General features: G+C 60.3%; 15 protein-coding genes. 2 read left to right on the top strand and 13 right to left on the bottom strand.

What is annotated here, in order from left to right; all coding sequences use genetic code 11:
- Positions 1 to 19: 19 nt before the first annotated feature.
- From ACYQ6M_RS06670 to ACYQ6M_RS06640, 7 genes are all read right to left on the bottom strand, one after another.
- A complete protein-coding gene (locus ACYQ6M_RS06670; protein WP_460072848.1) occupies positions 20 to 1402 on the bottom strand; it encodes an FGGY-family carbohydrate kinase in 1383 nt (460 codons plus the stop codon).
- A 6-nt stretch (positions 1403 to 1408) separates the two neighbouring features.
- A complete protein-coding gene (gene rhaM / locus ACYQ6M_RS06665; RefSeq protein ID WP_055655087.1) occupies positions 1409 to 1723 on the bottom strand; it encodes an L-rhamnose mutarotase in 315 nt (104 codons plus the stop codon).
- A 3-nt stretch (positions 1724 to 1726) separates the two neighbouring features.
- A complete protein-coding gene (locus tag ACYQ6M_RS06660) occupies positions 1727 to 2743 on the bottom strand; it encodes an ABC transporter permease (protein ID WP_075283903.1) in 1017 nt (338 codons plus the stop codon).
- The gene (locus ACYQ6M_RS06655; RefSeq protein ID WP_055655090.1) at positions 2740 to 3723 is read right to left on the bottom strand and encodes an ABC transporter permease; all 984 of its coding nucleotides are present in this window, start codon (positions 3721 to 3723) and stop codon (positions 2740 to 2742) included. Before ACYQ6M_RS06655 ends, ACYQ6M_RS06660 begins: the two co-directional genes overlap by 4 nt.
- The gene (locus ACYQ6M_RS06650; protein WP_152506194.1) at positions 3720 to 5273 is read right to left on the bottom strand and encodes a sugar ABC transporter ATP-binding protein; all 1554 of its coding nucleotides are present in this window, start codon (positions 5271 to 5273) and stop codon (positions 3720 to 3722) included. The genes ACYQ6M_RS06655 and ACYQ6M_RS06650 overlap by 4 nt, the downstream gene beginning before the upstream one ends.
- 101 nt (positions 5274 to 5374) lie before the next feature.
- A complete protein-coding gene (gene rhaS / locus ACYQ6M_RS06645) occupies positions 5375 to 6367 on the bottom strand; it encodes a rhamnose ABC transporter substrate-binding protein (protein ID WP_023000853.1) in 993 nt (330 codons plus the stop codon).
- A 55-nt stretch (positions 6368 to 6422) separates the two neighbouring features.
- Positions 6423 to 7229: a DeoR/GlpR family DNA-binding transcription regulator gene (locus ACYQ6M_RS06640; RefSeq protein ID WP_031269240.1), complete on the bottom strand. Its 807-nt coding sequence runs from the start codon at positions 7227 to 7229 to the stop codon at positions 6423 to 6425.
- A 184-nt stretch (positions 7230 to 7413) separates the two neighbouring features.
- Between ACYQ6M_RS06640 and ACYQ6M_RS06635 the strand changes: the two genes are divergently transcribed.
- Together ACYQ6M_RS06635 and rhaI are read left to right on the top strand one after the other, a co-directional pair.
- Positions 7414 to 9516, top strand: coding sequence for a bifunctional rhamnulose-1-phosphate aldolase/short-chain dehydrogenase (locus ACYQ6M_RS06635; protein ID WP_460072844.1), 2103 nt, complete (start codon positions 7414 to 7416; stop codon positions 9514 to 9516).
- Positions 9517 to 9669: 153 nt separating this feature from the next.
- Positions 9670 to 10953, top strand: coding sequence for an L-rhamnose catabolism isomerase (rhaI, locus tag ACYQ6M_RS06630; protein WP_460072842.1), 1284 nt, complete (start codon positions 9670 to 9672; stop codon positions 10951 to 10953).
- Between the two features lie 51 nt (positions 10954 to 11004).
- Here rhaI and ACYQ6M_RS06625 read toward each other — a convergent pair whose 3' ends face one another.
- The 6 genes from ACYQ6M_RS06625 to ACYQ6M_RS06600 form a co-directional block, all read right to left on the bottom strand.
- Positions 11005 to 12012, bottom strand: coding sequence for a LysR family transcriptional regulator (locus ACYQ6M_RS06625; RefSeq protein WP_023000849.1), 1008 nt, complete (start codon positions 12010 to 12012; stop codon positions 11005 to 11007).
- 59 nt (positions 12013 to 12071) lie between these two features.
- Positions 12072 to 12983, bottom strand: coding sequence for a dihydrodipicolinate synthase family protein (locus tag ACYQ6M_RS06620; protein WP_460072840.1), 912 nt, complete (start codon positions 12981 to 12983; stop codon positions 12072 to 12074).
- A gap of 81 nt (positions 12984 to 13064) precedes the next feature.
- Positions 13065 to 14237, bottom strand: coding sequence for an L-rhamnonate dehydratase (locus ACYQ6M_RS06615; protein ID WP_460072838.1), 1173 nt, complete (start codon positions 14235 to 14237; stop codon positions 13065 to 13067).
- Positions 14238 to 14250: 13 nt separating this feature from the next.
- A complete protein-coding gene (locus ACYQ6M_RS06610) occupies positions 14251 to 15273 on the bottom strand; it encodes a 4-hydroxythreonine-4-phosphate dehydrogenase PdxA (protein ID WP_168692690.1) in 1023 nt (340 codons plus the stop codon).
- Positions 15270 to 16550, bottom strand: coding sequence for a TRAP transporter large permease (locus ACYQ6M_RS06605; RefSeq protein WP_023000845.1), 1281 nt, complete (start codon positions 16548 to 16550; stop codon positions 15270 to 15272). The genes ACYQ6M_RS06610 and ACYQ6M_RS06605 overlap by 4 nt, the downstream gene beginning before the upstream one ends.
- A complete protein-coding gene (locus ACYQ6M_RS06600) occupies positions 16547 to 17110 on the bottom strand; it encodes a TRAP transporter small permease (RefSeq protein ID WP_023000844.1) in 564 nt (187 codons plus the stop codon). Before ACYQ6M_RS06600 ends, ACYQ6M_RS06605 begins: the two co-directional genes overlap by 4 nt.
- Positions 17111 to 17122: the final 12 nt, after the last annotated feature.

Genomic DNA, 17122 nt, shown 5'->3' with positions numbered 1-17122 from the left:
TCAGGGGATGGCAGTTGGCTCACTGGAGCTGTTCTTGCCATTTCCCAGCGTATTGCTTCAGCAGAGAGAGACGTTCGCCGCCGCTTCCGCGTGGGCCAGCCTGCTGCCGTTTTTCCGTATCACCCTCCGCCACCAGCAACGCGGCGCCGATACTGGTTCCGGTGAGCGACCCAGCCGATGCTTCAACCGGCCGCCCGGTCGCAGCCTCCAGCATGTCAAGGTAAAGCCCGTTCTGAGCGAACGGCCCCTCCACAACAATTGGACCTTCTGCACCGGTCATCGCCAGGCACTCTGCCGTCACCAGCGCCAGATAGAAGGACAGAGCCGCAAAGCATTCGCCGTTGGTCAGGAGCGTCTCATCCACGCTCCAGTGATACTCGCTGCCCTGGAAAGGGCCGGAACGTGGGTCGACAGCGGGAAAAAGCATGATCTCGCGAGAAAGCACGGTATCAATCTGTTCTTCCGAACAGCCCTTTTCACGTCCCTTCAGGATCATGTCGAACTCTCGCCCCCCCATGAACCTTGCCGAAGGCACAGGATCACCGAAAGCGTTGACGTTGATCAGCGTGTCGCGGGACGGATCGAGGAGCACCCGGCGGCCTCCTATCGCCAGCACGATCACCCAAGTGCCGGTGGAGACGACCGAAAACGGAGGCTGTCGCAGGATCAGATGCGGATAAAGCGACGCGTTGGAATCGTGAATGCCGCAGGCGACCGGAATATCCTTCGGCAATCCGGTCCGGGCCACAACCTCCGGCAGGACGGACCCGAGACGATCACCCGCCTTGCGCACGGGAGCCATCTTCTCCTCCAGACCGAGCTGGTCCACAAGCGAGGAGAACCGGTTTTCGGACGGACACCACAGGTCGGTATGGCAGCCGAGCGAAGTCACCTCGTTGGAAAGAACGCCGGTGAGCTTGAAGGTCCAGTATTGCGGATAGGTCAGAACTGTCGCCACCCGGTCAAGCAGACCCGGGTCCGTTTTCAGCTGCCAGTGGAGTTGCGCTCCCAGATTGAGGCCCATGCCGAGCCTGGGTGACCCGGTTTCCGCGAAGTCCGGCCGGATCGCATCATAGGCGGCCGCCAGGTCGTCCGGGCCGGTGAATTCATAGTCCAGCATCGGCGCGGCAAGGTTCCCTTTCGCGTCCAGAAGAACGGCGCTGGCACCATGCGTCGTCACCGACAGCGCATCGATACCATGGGCCTTGTGCAGCTCCGCCAGCGCGTCGCAGATGAAATCCCAGTGGCCTTCCAGGTCAAAATGCGGATAGGGCGGCCCCGGCAGGACCGTGTTGGGCCGCGTCAGGACGCCAAGTTCCCTGCGCTGGTCCAGATCGACCACGGCGACCTTGGCGTTGGTCTTGCCGATATCGATGACGCCCACATTCCGGATCGCTGCCATCAACGCTCAATCCATGTGAAAGACGGTTGTGAGCGGTGTTGCCACTGGTTCGTTGTCCGGTTTTGTCGCCATTACATCGGCCATATGTGCCCACCATTTCCGCATCACCGGGTGGTTCGGCAGATCATCCATCTTGTGACCATCCTGGCGCCAAAGCACGCCGAAGAGGATGTCGGTCTCGGGATCCAGATGAATTGAATAGTCGCTGATGCCTGCGTCTTTCAACAAGGCCACCAGTTCCGGCCAGATTTCGTCATGGCGCTTCCGGTATTCCGCTTCCATGCCTGGATTGAGCTTCATCTTGAAGGCATATTTTTCCATGGTTCAGGCCTTCCGCTTTGCGAGAACCCGGTGGGCGATGCGCGGCAAGGCAATGACGGCAATCAGCAGCAGACCGATGAAGATCGACATGACGATGCCCGGTACGTTGAGCAGACCAAACCCGAAGGTGACCATGCCCATGACGAAGGCAGCGATCACCACGCCCGGAATGGAGCCGGAGCCACCGAGAATATTGACGCCGCCCAGCACCACCATTGTCACGATCTCAAGCTCCCAGCCGAAGGCAATCGATGGTCTTGTCGCCCCGAGGCGCGAGGTCAGGCAGATGGCGGCAACACCCGACATAAGGCCCGTGAGCAGGAAAAGTGCGAATTTGACCCGCGGCACGCGAATACCGGAAAAAAGCGCGCCGACAGGGTTGTTGCCGACGACATAGACCGCGCGGCCAAAGTTCGTCTTGTGCAGGATGACGGCAAAGACGATGGCCAGCAGAGCGAACAGGACGAACTCGAAAGAGATCACCCACCAGACGTAGCCCTGCCCGAAAAAGGCAAAGTCGGACGGATAGCCGGTGTAGGCCTTGTCGCCGAGCACGATATAGGAAATGCCGCGGAAAAGGCTCATGGTGCCGATGGTCACCACGATGGACGGCAGGCCGAAGCCCGTCACCAGAAAGCCGTTGAAGGCACCGCACAACAGCCCTGTGCCGAGGCCGATCAACACCAGAACCGGCGTATCGGCCCCCATCTGGACGGCAAAGCCCATGGCCGTGGACGAAAGTGCAATGATCGAGGCAACCGAAAGGTCGATCTCGCCGGAAATGATCAGAAGCCCCATTGCAAAGGCGATCATGGCCTTTTCGGTGAAATTGAAGGTCGCGTCGGAGAGGTTCCAGGGGTCGAGGAAATAGGGCGAGGCAAAGCTGTTCAGCGTGAAGACGGCGACGGCGACCACGAGTAGCAGCAGTTCCCAGCTCACCAGAAACCGCTGCAGCGGCGACTTCAGCCTGTCCGGAATCTGACGCCCCTGCGCGCCGGTGTCTGGGGTGGCGAGGCTCATGCTGCGTGCTCCGCTTTTTTCAGGATCACCCGGCCCTTGGTCCGGTTGGACGTGGCGTTGAAGGCTACGGCGATGATGATTGCGCTGCCGGAAATCGCGAGTTGCCAGAAGGGCGAGATATTGATCACCGGAAGGGCGTTCTTGACGATACCGAGGAACAGCGCACCGAGCAGAGCCCCGCCGACAGACCCGATGCCGCCGGCAATCGAGATCCCGCCGATGACGCAGGCCGCGACCACCTCAAGTTCGAAGCCGCCGGCGATATCGACATAGGCAACGGCATAGCGGGCAACCCAGAGATAGCCGGTGAGACCGGCAAGCGCGCCGGAAATGACATAGGCGGCGCATTGGGTGAGGCCGACATTGATGCCCGTATAGACCGCCGCGTGCGGATTGCCGCCAACGGCAAAGAAAGCCCTGCCAAGTGGTGTCCGCCCGACCAGAACGATAAACCCGATCACGACGGCGATCGCGATCCACGACAGAACCGGTAGGCCAAGCACGACCTCACGCGGGAAGGCCTTGAAGGCGTCACTCATTTCATGGGCGTTGATCCACTCCCCGCCGGAAATGACGAAGATGATGCCCCGGTAGATGGTCATCGTGCCAAGGGTGACGACAATGGGCGGAATATCCAGCTTCCAGACAAGCAGTCCGTTCGCGAGCCCCATCAAGGCCCCAAGACAGATCGCCAGGGCCAGGATAACCGGCACCGGCAGACCGGGCATGGCCATGTTGAGCATGGCAACCACCATGCCGGTGAGCGCCAGGTTCGCGGCAACGGACAGATCGATACACCGGGTGAGGATCACCACCATCTGGCCGAGTGCCAGAATGATCAGCGGAGCCGTGTCGTTGAAGACATTCGCCAGGTTGGACGGCGCGACGAAGCCGGGAAAGCGAGTGGCAATGGCCAACACCAGAACCAGGATAGCTCCGGCGAGAATGGTCTCGCGCGATTTCATCAGCGAGCGGATCATGTACGCACCTCCGTGATGCCGGCAGCCGCCCGCACCAGATGTTCGGGCGACAGGTCAGCGCCTTCAAATTCGGCGGCGATACGCCCCTCCCGCATGACAATCACCCGGTCGGACATGCCGAGAATTTCGGGAATTTCGGACGACACCATGATGACCGCCAGACCTTCGGCGGCCAGTTCCGCCATGAATTCATGCACCGCGGCCTTGGACCCGATGTCGATGCCCTTGGTGGGTTCGTCCAGGATGATCACCCGAGGTTTGGTCGCAAGCCATTTGGCGATGACAACCTTCTGCTGGTTGCCGCCTGAAAGTTCGCCGATATCCTGGTCAAGAGCTGCTGCGCGCAAGTCCAGCCGCCGCGTGTAGTCACGGGCCAGCTTGAATTCCTCCGCAAGCCGCAGGAACCCCTTGCGCGAGGTTTCCTTGAGCGACGGCAGCGAGACATTCTGGAAAATGGGCAGGCCCTTGATCGCGCCCTGTTTGCCCCGGTCCTCCGGCACATAGACGATGCCCTGCCGGATGGCCTCGTTGGGATCGCGAATGACGGCAATCCTGTCGTCGATCCGGATAGCCCCCTTGGAAGGCCTGGTCACCCCGAACAGCGCCTGCATGAATTCGCTGCGCCCGGCCCCCACAAGGCCGTAAAACCCAAGGATCTCTCCCGCACGAAGCGTGAAACCGATGTCCTCGAATTCCGTCGGGTGGCAATAGCCGACAACCTTCAGCACTTCCTCACCCAGTTGCGGTGCCCGTTTCGGGAAAACCTGGTCGACCGACCGGCCAACCATGAGCTTGACCAGCTCCTGTTCGGAAACAGCCTCGATCTTGCCTTTGCCGACCATCTGGCCGTCCCGGAAAACCGTGTAGCGGTCCGCGATGCGGAAAATCTCGTCGAACTTGTGACTGATGAAGAGGATCGCCTTGCCTTCCGCCTTCAGGCGTTCCACCAGCTCGTAGGTTTCCTCAATTTCCTTGTGGGAGAGCGAGGCGGTCGGCTCATCCATGATGACGATCTTGGCGTCGATGGAGAGCGCCCGGGCAATCGCCACCAGGTGCTTGTTGGCAATACCGAGATCCTTCAGCGTGACATTCGGATCGATCCTGGCGCCGATCCGGTCGAGCAGCGCTTGTGCCTTGCGCAGCATTTCCTTGCGGTCGATCAGCCCGAAACGGGTTTTCGGCGCATGGCCGATGAAAATGTTTTCCGCCACAGACAAATCATCGAAAAGGACGGTTTCCTGATGGATCGCCGTCACCCCTGCCCGGCCCGCGTCCTGGGCGGTGGGAAAGGAAACCGGTGTGCCATTGATCGCGATTGCGCCCTCGTCCGGCTGATAGATGCCGGTCAGGATCTTCACGATGGTGGATTTACCCGCGCCGTTTTCCCCCACCAGGGCAGTAACTTCCCCCGGGAACAGCTCCAGCGATACCTCGGAAAGCGCCTTTACGCCCGGGAACGACTTGGAGATACCGCTGAGCGTCAGTACCGGCCCCGCGCCGTCTTCCGTTTGCGGATGCGTGTCCGCTATGCCCTGCGTGTTCGCAAGCATGACCATTTCCCGGAGCCTGGAGTTTCGTTGCTGGTTTCAAAGACCCGGTGCGCATGGCACCGGGTCTGACATGTTTCTATCGTCCGGTCCTGGCGACCAGCTTAGAAAATGTCCTTGAAGTCGTCGATGTTGGAGCTGTCATAGACGAACGGGTCCGCCATCGCGCCTTCGTTGCTGTCGTTGAGCGTCAGCGTGCCCATACGTCCCATCGGGATTTCCGCACCCGGCTTTGCTTCCGCGGCGCCGGTGGACAGGTTGTAGGCCAGCATGGTTGCCGAATAGCCGAGATCGATCGGGTTCCAGATCGCGAACGACTTGGATGCACCGGATGCGATGTGGCCAGCCATTTCTGACGGCAGGCCGAGCCCGGTCACGTTGACCTGACCGGCTTTTTCGGCGTCGGAGACCGCCTGAGCGGCCGCAACAATGCCCACGGACGTCGGCGCGATGATCGCCTTCAGGTCCGGATAGGTCTGCATCAGGCCCTGGGCTTCACGGTAGGACTTGTCGGCAAGGTCATCGCCATAAACGGTGGCGACCACGTTGATGCCCGGATAATTGTCCTTCACCTTGTTCATTTCCTCGATCCAGATGTTCTGGTTCGTGGCGGTTGCGGACGCGGACAGGACGGCGACATCACCGCCATCGGGCAGATGATCGGCGGCCAGCTTGATGATCATGTTGCCGATCAGCGGATTGGACGACGGATTGAGGTGAAGCTGGCGACCTTCCGGCGCAACGCCGCTGTCCCAGGAAATCACGGTAATGCCGCGGTCCATGGCTTTCTTCAGTGCCGGAACCAGGGCGTCCTGATCGTTGGCGGAGATTGCAATGGCATCAACCTTCTGGGCGATCAGCGCGTTGATGACCTCGATCTGACCTTCTGCGGTCGTGTCGGTCGGGCCGGTGTAGATGATCTCGACATCACCGAGTTCCTTGGCGGCCTCTTCAGCGCCCTTGGCGGCAGCTTCAAAGAAGCCGATGCCGAGTGCCTTGACGACAAGGGCGATGCGTTTTTCCGCGGCACTGGCCGGTGCGGCGATGCAGACGGCGGCGACAGCTGTTGCCGCCAGAAGTGACTTGAGCAATTTCATGGTCTTCCTCCCTAAAGTGCTGCCGGCCCCTCCCAAGGTCCGGACAGTGTGCCGGCTACCCGTTCGAGGTTGCCTTGGTCTGTGCGGCGCTTGTTTCCGCCACGATCAGATGGATGTCGGCCTGTTCCAGCATGTTGGCCGCGCTGTCGGGGATCCTGTCGTCGGTGATGACGGTGGAAATCCGCTCGAGCGGGCACAGGATCAGGCTGGAACGTGCGCTGAATTTCGACGAATCCGCCAGAACCACCAGTTCATCCGCCTGGCCGATCAGCTTCTGCTCGGCCTGAATGAGCAACGGATCGGCCTCCATGAGCCCAAGCGGCCCAAGCCCCTGAGCGCCCATGAACATGCGCGTCGCGTAGAAGTTCCGGGTCACGTCGTTGTCGAAGGGGCTCAGGATGATGTTCTGTTCGCGATAGATCACCCCGCCCGAGAGCATGATGGTGTTCTTGGAATTCTTGAGGAGATGCTCGGCAATCGGAAACGAGTTGGTGAACACCTGGCAGCGCTTGGTTGCCAGCGGATGCACCATCTGAAAGGTGGTTGTGCCGCCGTTGATGATGATGGCATCGCCATCCTCGCACAGCTCCACCGCCTTTTGCGCGATTGCGCGTTTCTGAGCGATGTTGATCGTTTCGTTGACACTGAACGGACGCCCCGCCAGACCGACGAATTGCGGCGGATGAATGCTCTCCGCCCCACCCCTCACACGGCGCAGCTTCTTCTGCACATGCAGCTGGGCAATATCACGACGGATGGTGGCTTCTGAGGAATCCGTCAACGCCACCAGCTCCTGCACCGTCACGACCGGACGATCCTGGACTGCGGACAATATGATCCTGTGGCGTTCTTTCTCGTGCATCTGGTCCTCCCATTGATCAAACGTTTCCACCAACACCGGTCAATGTCAATCATAAAAAATCAAAAATGATCATTTTGCAGCGCAATATGATTGATATTGATCGTTTTTGATTGACAACCCGATCCGTTCAAGCGAGTTTCTAAACAACGAGACGCAAGCCGTCAGGCTTACCTGGGAGGAAAAGATGTTGAATTCCGCTGCCGGTTCCCGGCTTGCAAACCTGTGGGATGACCAGAAGGCTTCCGGCATGAGCGAAGCGGAGCTGCTGCTCTATCGCTCCAACCTCCTGGGCTCCGACAAGCGCATCACCAACTACGGTGGCGGCAACACCTCCGCCAAGGCGATGGAAAAGGATCCCCTCACCGGCGATCAGGTCGAGGTACTGTGGGTCAAGGGCTCCGGCGGCGATGTCGGCACCATCAAGATGGATGGTTTTGCGACACTCTACATGGACAAGCTGCGGGCACTTAAAGGGCTCTATCGCGGTGTCGAGTTCGAAGACGAGATGGTCGCCTGCCTGCCCCATTGCACCTTCAACCTGAACCCGCGCGCCGCCTCCATCGACACCCCGCTTCATGCCTATGTGCCGAAAAGCCATGTCGACCATATGCATCCGGACGCAATCATCGCCATTGCAGCGGCAAGCGACAGCAAGGCAATCACACAGGAAATTTTCGGCGCCGACATCGGCTGGCTTCCCTGGAAGCGTCCAGGCTATGAACTGGGCCTGTGGCTGGAAAAATTCTGCCTGGAAAATCCGGACGCCCGCGGTGTCGTTCTGGAAAGCCATGGCCTCTTTACATGGGCTGACGACGCCAGGACCTGCTACGAAACCACCCTGGAGATCATCAACAAGGCGATTGCCTGGTTTGAGGAAAAGACGGCAGGAAAAGATGCTTTCGGCGGCTCGAAACACCGCGCCCTGGCTCCATCGGACCGGCGCGCCGTTGCCGCCCGCCTGATGCCTGCAATCCGGGGGATGGTCTCCGGCAAGCAGCATATGGTCGGTCATTTCGACGACAGCGACGCTGTGCTGGAATTTGTCTGCGCCAACGACATGGAAGCCCTTGCCGCCCTCGGCACAAGCTGCCCGGATCATTTCCTGCGCACCAAGATCCGCCCGCTCGTGGTCGATTTCGATCCCGCGACCCCGGACATCGAGGCAACGCTTGCCGGGCTCGGTCAGGCTGCAGAAGCTTACCGTGACGACTATGCGGCCTATTATGACCGTTGCAAGCACGACGACAGCCCCGCCCTTCGCGACCCGAACGCCGTTGTCTACCTGGTGCCGGGCGTTGGCATGATCACCTTCGCCAAGGACAAGGCGACGGCACGCATTTCAGGCGAGTTCTATACCAACGCCATCAACGTCATGCGCGGCGCTTCCAGCGTTTCCACCTACCGCGGCCTGCCGGAACAGGAAGCCTTCGACATCGAATACTGGCTTCTGGAGGAAGCCAAGCTGCAGCGCATGCCCAAACCCAAGAGCCTTGCAGGCAAGATCGCGCTGGTCACCGGCGGTGCCGGCGGCATCGGCTCAGCCACCGCTGAACGCTTTCTGCGCGAAGGCGCCTGCGTGGTGCTGGCCGACATCGACGCGGACGCACTCGGGGCCGCCGCCGACAATCTCACCTCACGTTATTCCAGGGACGTCGTGCGCACGGTTACGATGGATGTCACCAGCGAAGACGCAGTGGCAGACAGCTTTGCCCGAGCGGCGCTGGAATTCGGCGGTGTCGACATTCTCGTTTCCAACGCCGGCATCGCGTCTTCCGCCCCGATCGAGGACACCACGCTCGACCTGTGGAACCGGAACATGTCCATCCTGTCGACCGGTTATTTCCTGGTGTCCCGTGAGGCCTTCAAGGTGATGAAGACGCAAGGGGTCGGCGGCTCCATCGTTTTCATCGGATCGAAGAACGGCCTCGCCGCGTCTCCCGGTGCCAGTGCCTATTGCACAGCCAAGGCTTCCGAACTGCACCTTGCCCGCTGTCTCGCCCTGGAAGGTGCTCCGGAGGGGATCCGTGTCAATGTGGTCAATCCGGACGCTGTCCTGCGTGGGTCCAAGATCTGGTCCGGTGACTGGCTGAAGGAACGCGCAGAAGCCTACGGCAAGGACACGTCGGAGCTGGAGGAACACTACCGCCAGCGCTCGCTGCTGAAACTGTCCGTGCTGCCGGAAGACATCGCCGAGGCAACCTACTTTTTCGCTTCCGAGTTTTCCGCCAAGTCGACCGGGAACATCATCAACGTCGACGCGGGCAATGTTCAGGCGTTCACGCGGTAAACGTCACATCCACAAAGCAGACCTCATCCTGAGGAAGCGCGAAGCGCTGTCTCGAAGGATGGGCGGCACACTCCAGACAAGCGGCCCATCCTTCGAGACGGGCCTCGCGGCCCTCCTCAGGATGAGGTTCTTCGGGCAGGAAAGGATCTTCTCATGATGATCGACACATCGCTGGTCGCCGGGGAAAACGAGACCCGCACAGCCGACCTGAAGCGTGACTATGAAACCCTGGGCGAAAGGCTCGACCGGCGCGGCGTCTCCATCGATGCCATCAAGGCGAAGGTCGCCGCCTATGGCGTCGCGGTGCCGTCCTGGGGTGTCGGCACCGGCGGCACGCGCTTTGCGCGGTTTCCCGGCAAGGGCGAACCACGCCATATCTTCGACAAGCTGGAAGATTGCAGCGTCATCCAGCAGCTTACCCGCGCAACACCAAACGTTTCGCTGCACATTCCCTGGGACAAGGCCGACCCGGCGGAGCTGAAGGCCAAGGCAAGTTCGCTCGGGCTTGGCTTTGACGCCATGAACTCCAACACCTTTCAGGATCAGGACGGCCAGCCTCTTTCCTACAAGTTCGGCTCGCTCAGCCATACGGATGCCGGCACGCGCAGGCAGGCCGTCGAACACAATCTGGAATGCATCGAGATCGGCAAGGCCATCGGCTCCAGTGCCCTGACCATCTGGATCGGCGACGGATCGAACTTTCCTGGCCAGGCCAACTTCACACGTCAGTTCGAGCGGTATCTGGACGCGGCAAAAGCCATTTATGCGGAACTGCCGGACGACTGGCGGCTGTTCACCGAGCACAAGATGTATGAGCCGGCTTTCTATTCCACCGTGGTGCAGGACTGGGGCACCAACTACATGATCGCGCAGGAATTGGGAGAGAAGGCCTACTGCCTTGTCGATCTCGGCCACCATGCCCCCAACGCCAATATCGAGATGATCGTTGCCCGGCTGATCCAGTTCGGCAAGCTCGGCGGTTTCCACTTCAACGACAGCAAGTATGGCGATGACGATCTGGATACGGGCTCCATCGACCCGTATCGGTTGTTCCTGGTGTTCAACGAACTGGTGGACGCCGAAACGCGGAAGGCGCCCGGCTTCGACCCGGCGCATATGCTCGACCAGTCTCACAATGTGACCGACCCCATCGAAAGCCTGATGGTCTCCGCCATGGAGGTGCAGCGCGCCTATGCCCAGGCACTGCTGGTCGACAGGTCTGCCCTGGAAGGTTTTCAGGACACGAATGACGCCTTGATGGCGACAACCACGCTGAAAACCGCTTTCCGCACCGATGTCGAGCCGATCCTGGCAATGGCAAGACTGGAAAACGGCGGCGCTGTCGACCCTGTTGCGGCCTACCGGAGTGCCGGATACCGGCAGAAGGTCGCGGAGATCCGCCCGGAAGTTTCCGGGGCCGGCGGCGGGATCGTCTGACCCAGGAGTATTGACCAGAAAAGACCGGCCGGGAGGGTTTCCCCTTCCCGGTCAGACAGAGGCGCGAATGAGCGAGACCAGGGCCTCGACTTCCGGGTCGAATTCATCCTTGTTAGGGATCAAAAGCCCGTATCGGCTCATGTGCTCTTCCAGCCTGACCGGCAGAATCCGGATCAGGCCGTTTTCCTGATAGTAGTCGGCGACCGATTGCGGCAGAACGGCCAGCATGTCGCTTTTTCCGACCGCCAGCGTCGTCATCAGCATCGACGACGTTTCAAGGCCGTAATGCGGTGCGGGCAGATCCGCATGAGCAAAAGCAAGCTCGATCGACATGCGCATCGGGCTGGGCCTTGGCTGAAGGATCCAGCTGAAATCGCCAAGATCCACCAGACTGAGCTGTTTGCTTGGCACCAGAGGATGCGACGGCGCCGCCACGACAGCGAGCCTCTCCTGCCAGAGCGGTTCGAAGCGAATGCCGGTCATGTCGAGATGTTCCACCGGCCTCCCCAGCACGATATCCAGCGCACCTTCGTTGAGCGCGGAAATGAGATTGTCGGAAGTCGACACCATCAGGCTGATCTGCGGACCGACATTGGTTTCCATCAGGTTCATCAGCAGCTCGGATACCTGCCCCGGCAAGGCTTCCATGATCGCGCCAAGCCGCACCTTGCCATATTCGCCGCGCTGCATCGCCGACAATTGCGCCTTCAGCCGCCCTGTCTCGGAAATGATCTGGCGGGCATGCCGGGCGACCACCACGCCATAGGCCGTTGGTTTCATTCCCCTGGAAAGACGCTCGAACAGCGTGACCCCGAGCGTGTCCTCCACTTCCTTCAAAAGTTTTGTCGCCCCGGGCTGGGAAAGGTTCAGCTCGCGCGCGGATTCGTGCAGATTGGTCGTGACTTCCAGGCTCGCCACAAGGGCAAGCTGTTTGAACCGCAGGCGAGACAGGATCGCCATGTCGAAGGTTCCATGCATATCGATCGATCCGCTCAGTCGTTGGCGTACCCGCTTGGCGGTCTCAATCGATACCGGATTTTTTCCTTTCCAGACAGTCAAATACCCGGCCTCATGTCTCAAGGTGGATCAAACGGCGGCTGACCGCCCCGGAGTTTTCCTCACTTCCCCCAGCGCAAAACCAGGGGATCGAGCCGGCGCAGAAGCGTCAGTAGCCTCTCGCGGACCGGCTGCGGCAGCGGGTCGATCGGATGCCGGCAGAAATCGGATTTGATGACACCGCCTTCGACCATCGCCGCCTTGCAGGAGCGCCAGCCGCACAAGCGGTTCTCGTGATTGATGACGGGCAGAACCCGCGCATAGGCATCTGCTGCCTCGTCGGTTTGGCCCGCGTGATAGAGCTCGATGACGGGCTTGATCTGGTCGACGATCATCCCCGAGGTCATCGATCCGCGCGCGCCTGCGTCCAGATCCGCCAGCAACGTGATGCCTTCTTCGCCATCAAATGGGCCTTCGATGGCAGGGCCGCCTTCAGCAATGAGAGACCGCAACTTGTTGGCAGCCTGCGGGCATTCGATCTTGAAGAGCTTCACCATCTCGATCTCGCGGGCCATCTTCACCAGAAGCGGCACCGGCAAGTCGACGCCGGACAGGGGCGCATCCTGGATCATGATCGGAATGCCGACCTCGCCAACGGCAGCGAATTGATCAAACGTCTGCTGGGCGTTCCCTTTCAAAAGAGCACCGTGATAGGGCGGCATCATCATGACAATGGCTGCGCCAAGCGACTTGGCAAGCTTCGCCCGCTCTACCGCGATCCGTGTCGCGAAATGGCTGATCGTGACGATGACAGGAACGCGGCCGTCGATATGCTCGATGCAAAGCCGTGTCAGCAACTCGCGCTCTGCATCCGACAACAGGAACTGCTCGGAGAAATTCGCCAGGATGCAGATGCCATCCGCGCCCTGGTCGATAAGGCAATCCAGCACGCGGCGCATTCCCGGTTCATCAAGCGAACCGTCTTCGTGAAAGGGGGTCGGGGCGACAGGCCAGATACCGGAATAAGGGGTCATGGGGCTACGTGCTTTTGTCTTTGAGGATAATGGTTGAGCTTCCTGCCCCGGCTTGCGGGCCGGAGCAGGAAACCCGAAAGGTCACTCGGTAATGTCGAAATGCTGGAGATGCTTGTCCGAGATCGTGATGCCGAGGCCGGGCAGATCGTCGTCGAGCTGCAGATAGCCGTCCACGGCTTCCGGGTCGCCTTCGAAGATGTAATAGAAGAGCTCGTTGCCGACCTCGACATCGAACACCGGAAAATACTCGCTGATCGGACAATTCGTGTTGGCCATGGTCAGATGGTAGTTGTGCATCTGACCCGCATGGGGAATGACCGGGATCTGGGCAGCTTCGGCAATGGCGTTGATCTTCTGCGCCGCCGTGATGCCGCCAACCCGGTTGGTATCATACTGCAGGATGCTGACGGCCTTGCGGTTGATGAGCTCGGCACAGCCGATCACCGAAAACTCGTGCTCGCCACCGGAAATCGGCACGATGTTCATAGCATTGAGTTCGGCATACCCGGCAACGTCATCCGCAATCACGGGCTCCTCTAGCCAGCGTGGCTCGTAAGGAGCAAGTTTCGGCAACATGCGCTTGGCATAGTCGAGGTTCCAGCCCATGTAGCATTCCAGCATGAGGTCATTGTCGTAGCCGATGACCTCGCGAACCGCCTCGACCCGCTTCAGGTTTTCCCGCATTCCCGGCATGCCGTCCTTGGGGCCAAAGCCAAAGCGGGACTTGAAGGCCTTGTAGCCACCCTTCATTGCCTCCTCGGCTTCCTTCTGCATCGCCTCGATCGACCCGGCGTAGAGCTTGGAATAATAAACCGGGATCTTTTCCTTGGTGCGACCGCCCAGAAGCTTGAAAACCGGCTTGCCGACCAGCTTGCCCATCAGGTCCCAGATCGCGATATCGATGGCCGAGATAGCCGTCATGCCGATCCCCTTGCGCCCCCAGGCGTGGCTGCGCCGGTACATCTTTTCCCAGATGTAGGCATAGTCGAACGGGTCTTCGCCGATCACCAGTGGTGCATACCAGTCGTCGATGGCCTTCTTGACGACCGAGGGAGACAAGGCCGCGTTGCCGATACCGATTGTGCCGTCTTCCGTCTCGACTTCACATGTCAGCCACTGGTGAAAGCGAAAGGACGACATGGCATCGCCCTTCATCCACAGGGCATCTGAAGCGTTGGTGCAGAAGTTGCCCTGCGGCGGGACCGTCGGACCTTTCCAGGTCCAGACGCGCGTGCGTACGGATTTGATTTTCATATGACTGATCCACTCAATTGGAAATTCGGGAGGTCCGGCGCCGCGTTCCCATGGCGCAGGCGATGTTCCAGGCGTTGCGCATCGGGCCGACATTGGCCGTTCCCTTGCCGCGAATGTCGAAGGCGGTTCCGTGTGCCGGTGTGGTGATCGGGATCGGCAGACCACCCTGCACCGTCACCCCCTGCCAGAAGCCCAGCAGCTTGATCGCGATCTGCCCCTGATCGTGATAGAGCGTCACGATGGCGTCGAGTTCCTTGGCGACCGCTTTCAGGAAAATGGTGTCGGAGGGATAAGGCCCTTCCACAGGCAGGCCCAGCGCCTTGGCACGTTCGACTGCGGGCGTGATGATCTCGATTTCTTCCGTCCCGAAATTGCCGTTGTCGCCATTATGCGGATTGAGGCCACAAACACCGATCCGCGGGCTCTCGAACCCGGCATCCTTCAAGGCCGAATGGATCAGCCGCGCAGCCTCGATGATCTTGTCTTCGGTGATGAGGTCGGCAACATCGCGCAGGGCGATGTGGCTCGTTACCCGGCTGGTCCATAGACCGTCCATCACGTTGAGTTCCGAGACACTGCCATTGTGGCCCAACCGGTCGGCAAACCAGTGCAGCTCGTCCGACTGGCTCATGCCGGCCGAATGAAGTGATGCCTTGTTGAGCGGGGCAAAGACCAGCGCATCCGCTTTGCCTGCCCGAACCATGTCGACCCCCATGCCAAGCGTTTCCAGGCAATGTGCGCCACCTTCCGCGCTCACCTCGGCACGTTTCCAGCCACCTTCCGGAGCCTTGCCAACCTGCAGGAATGCCGGAACCCCGGACCCTTGCTCGGGCAACGCAGCCGATGAGACGACCTGATAGTCGAAACGGACACCGGCGATCTCCATGCCGGTTTTCAGCTCTGCCTCGTCTCCAAGGATCAGGATATCCGCCGCCTGGCGGGCTTCCTCCTCGGCGAGAAGCCGGGCGACCAGTTCAGAGCCGATACCCGCCGGGTCGCCAAGGGTCAGAACCAAACGCGGTTTGGGCGTCGTCATTGAATAAACTCCGTCAAAGCAAGGGAAACCTGGGGAACGTAGGTCACCAGAAGCAGGATCAGGGCGAGCACGCCGATGAACGGCAGGTTGGCACGGGACGTTTCCCAGATGCCCGCCTTGGCAATCGAGCAGGACGTGATCAGCACCGAGGCGACCGGCGGTGTCTGCTGACCGATGGCAAGGTTGAGTGTCACCATGATGCCGAAATGGATCGGGTCGATGCCAACCGCATTCACCAGCGGCATGACCACCGGTACGACCAGGATGATTGCTGCCGCCCCGTGCAGGAACATGCCGAGCACCAGCAAGAGCAGGTTGAGCAAAGCCAGCACGATGAAGGGATTGGTGGTCAGTTCGGTGATCTGCGCGGCCAGTTGCTGCGGCACCTGGGCCTGCGTCAGGAACAGCCCCAGCGCGGCGGATGTTGCTACCAGCAGCATGACCACACCCGTCTGGCTGATACCTTCCAGCATGGTCTTGCGCAGGCGCCGGACATCGAGATCCCGGTAGATGAACAGGCCGATCACCAGGGCGGCCAGCACCGCCAGCCCGGCGCCTTCCGTTGCCGTCACGATACCGGAGAATATGCCGCCCAGGATGATCACCGGCATGGTGAGCGCCCAGAACGCTTCCCGGAAGGTCCTGGCAACGTGGCGAAGGTCGAAGCCTTCGGCGCGCGGCAGGTTGTAGCGAACTGCCAGAATGTAGGTGACGATCATCAGCAGTCCGCCGCCGAGAACGCCCGGAACGATACCGGCCACGAACAGCTTCAGCACCGAAGTTTCCGCAATTGCACCATAAAGGATCATGGGAATGGACGGCGGAATGATGATGGCAAGGGACGCCGAAGACGAGGTGATTGCCGCCGCAAGCGTCCGGGAATAGCCGCGTTTCTTCATTTCCGGGATCAGCACCGTACCGGTGGCGGCCACATCGGCCACGGCTGACCCGGAAATTTCGGCAAAGACCATCGAGACACCGATGTTGACCATGCCCAGCCCGCCCCGGACAAAGCCGATGAGAGCAGTGACAAAGTTGATCAGCCTGACGGAAATGCCTGACGTGTTCATCAGGTTGCCGGCAAGGATGAACAGCGGGATGGCGATCAGCGGAAAGGAGGTCGAGCCCGAATAGAGCGCGATGGCCATGTCGTAGAGCCGGTCCGTACCCGAAGTCAGGACGAACCCGCCGAGAGCGACAATCCCGATTGCCACGGCAATCGGCACGTTGATCAGGATCAGACCGATGAGGACGATTGTTGTCAGAAGAAGGATCATCGCGTGCCCTCCCGTGCGTGCATGGCCTGGGCCTCTTCTTCAGCCTCGGCAATTGCGTGTTCGATTTCCGCGTGTTCCCGATCAACCCCGGCGGCAGCGTCGCGCAGAGTGCGTGGCAGCGTCAGCAACGTTCCGATGATCATGAGACCTGAGGTGATGGGGATGACCGATTGCACGATGTCGAGCGTCATCCACGGAAGGCTGAGGAGTGAATCCCACTTGGCAACCGCCAGAACCGCATAGCCGTACCAGGCAACAATTGCGAAGAAGGCGATGACGAGCAGTTCCGAAAAGGCTGTCAAGGCCACCGCCAGCCCTCTCGGCATGGCAGTCACCAGGCCGGAAAAGGACATGTGATGCCGCATGAAGACAGCGTAGGTCGCGCCGAAGTAGGTCAACCACGCCAGCATCACGCTGGCCAGTTCGTCGTACCAGGACGGCGAAGCCCCCAGGTAGCGCATTGTCGTCGAGTAGATGACCGCTCCCGTCAAGGCGAGCAGAAGTGCGATGCAGACAGCCTCGATTGCGCGCAACAAAAGGCGCTCGAACAAAGCAATCATGGCTCCTCCCAG

The sequence above is a fragment of the Roseibium sp. ROS1 genome (assembly GCF_054658215.1).
This window is presented reverse-complemented; position numbering and strand designations above follow the sequence as displayed.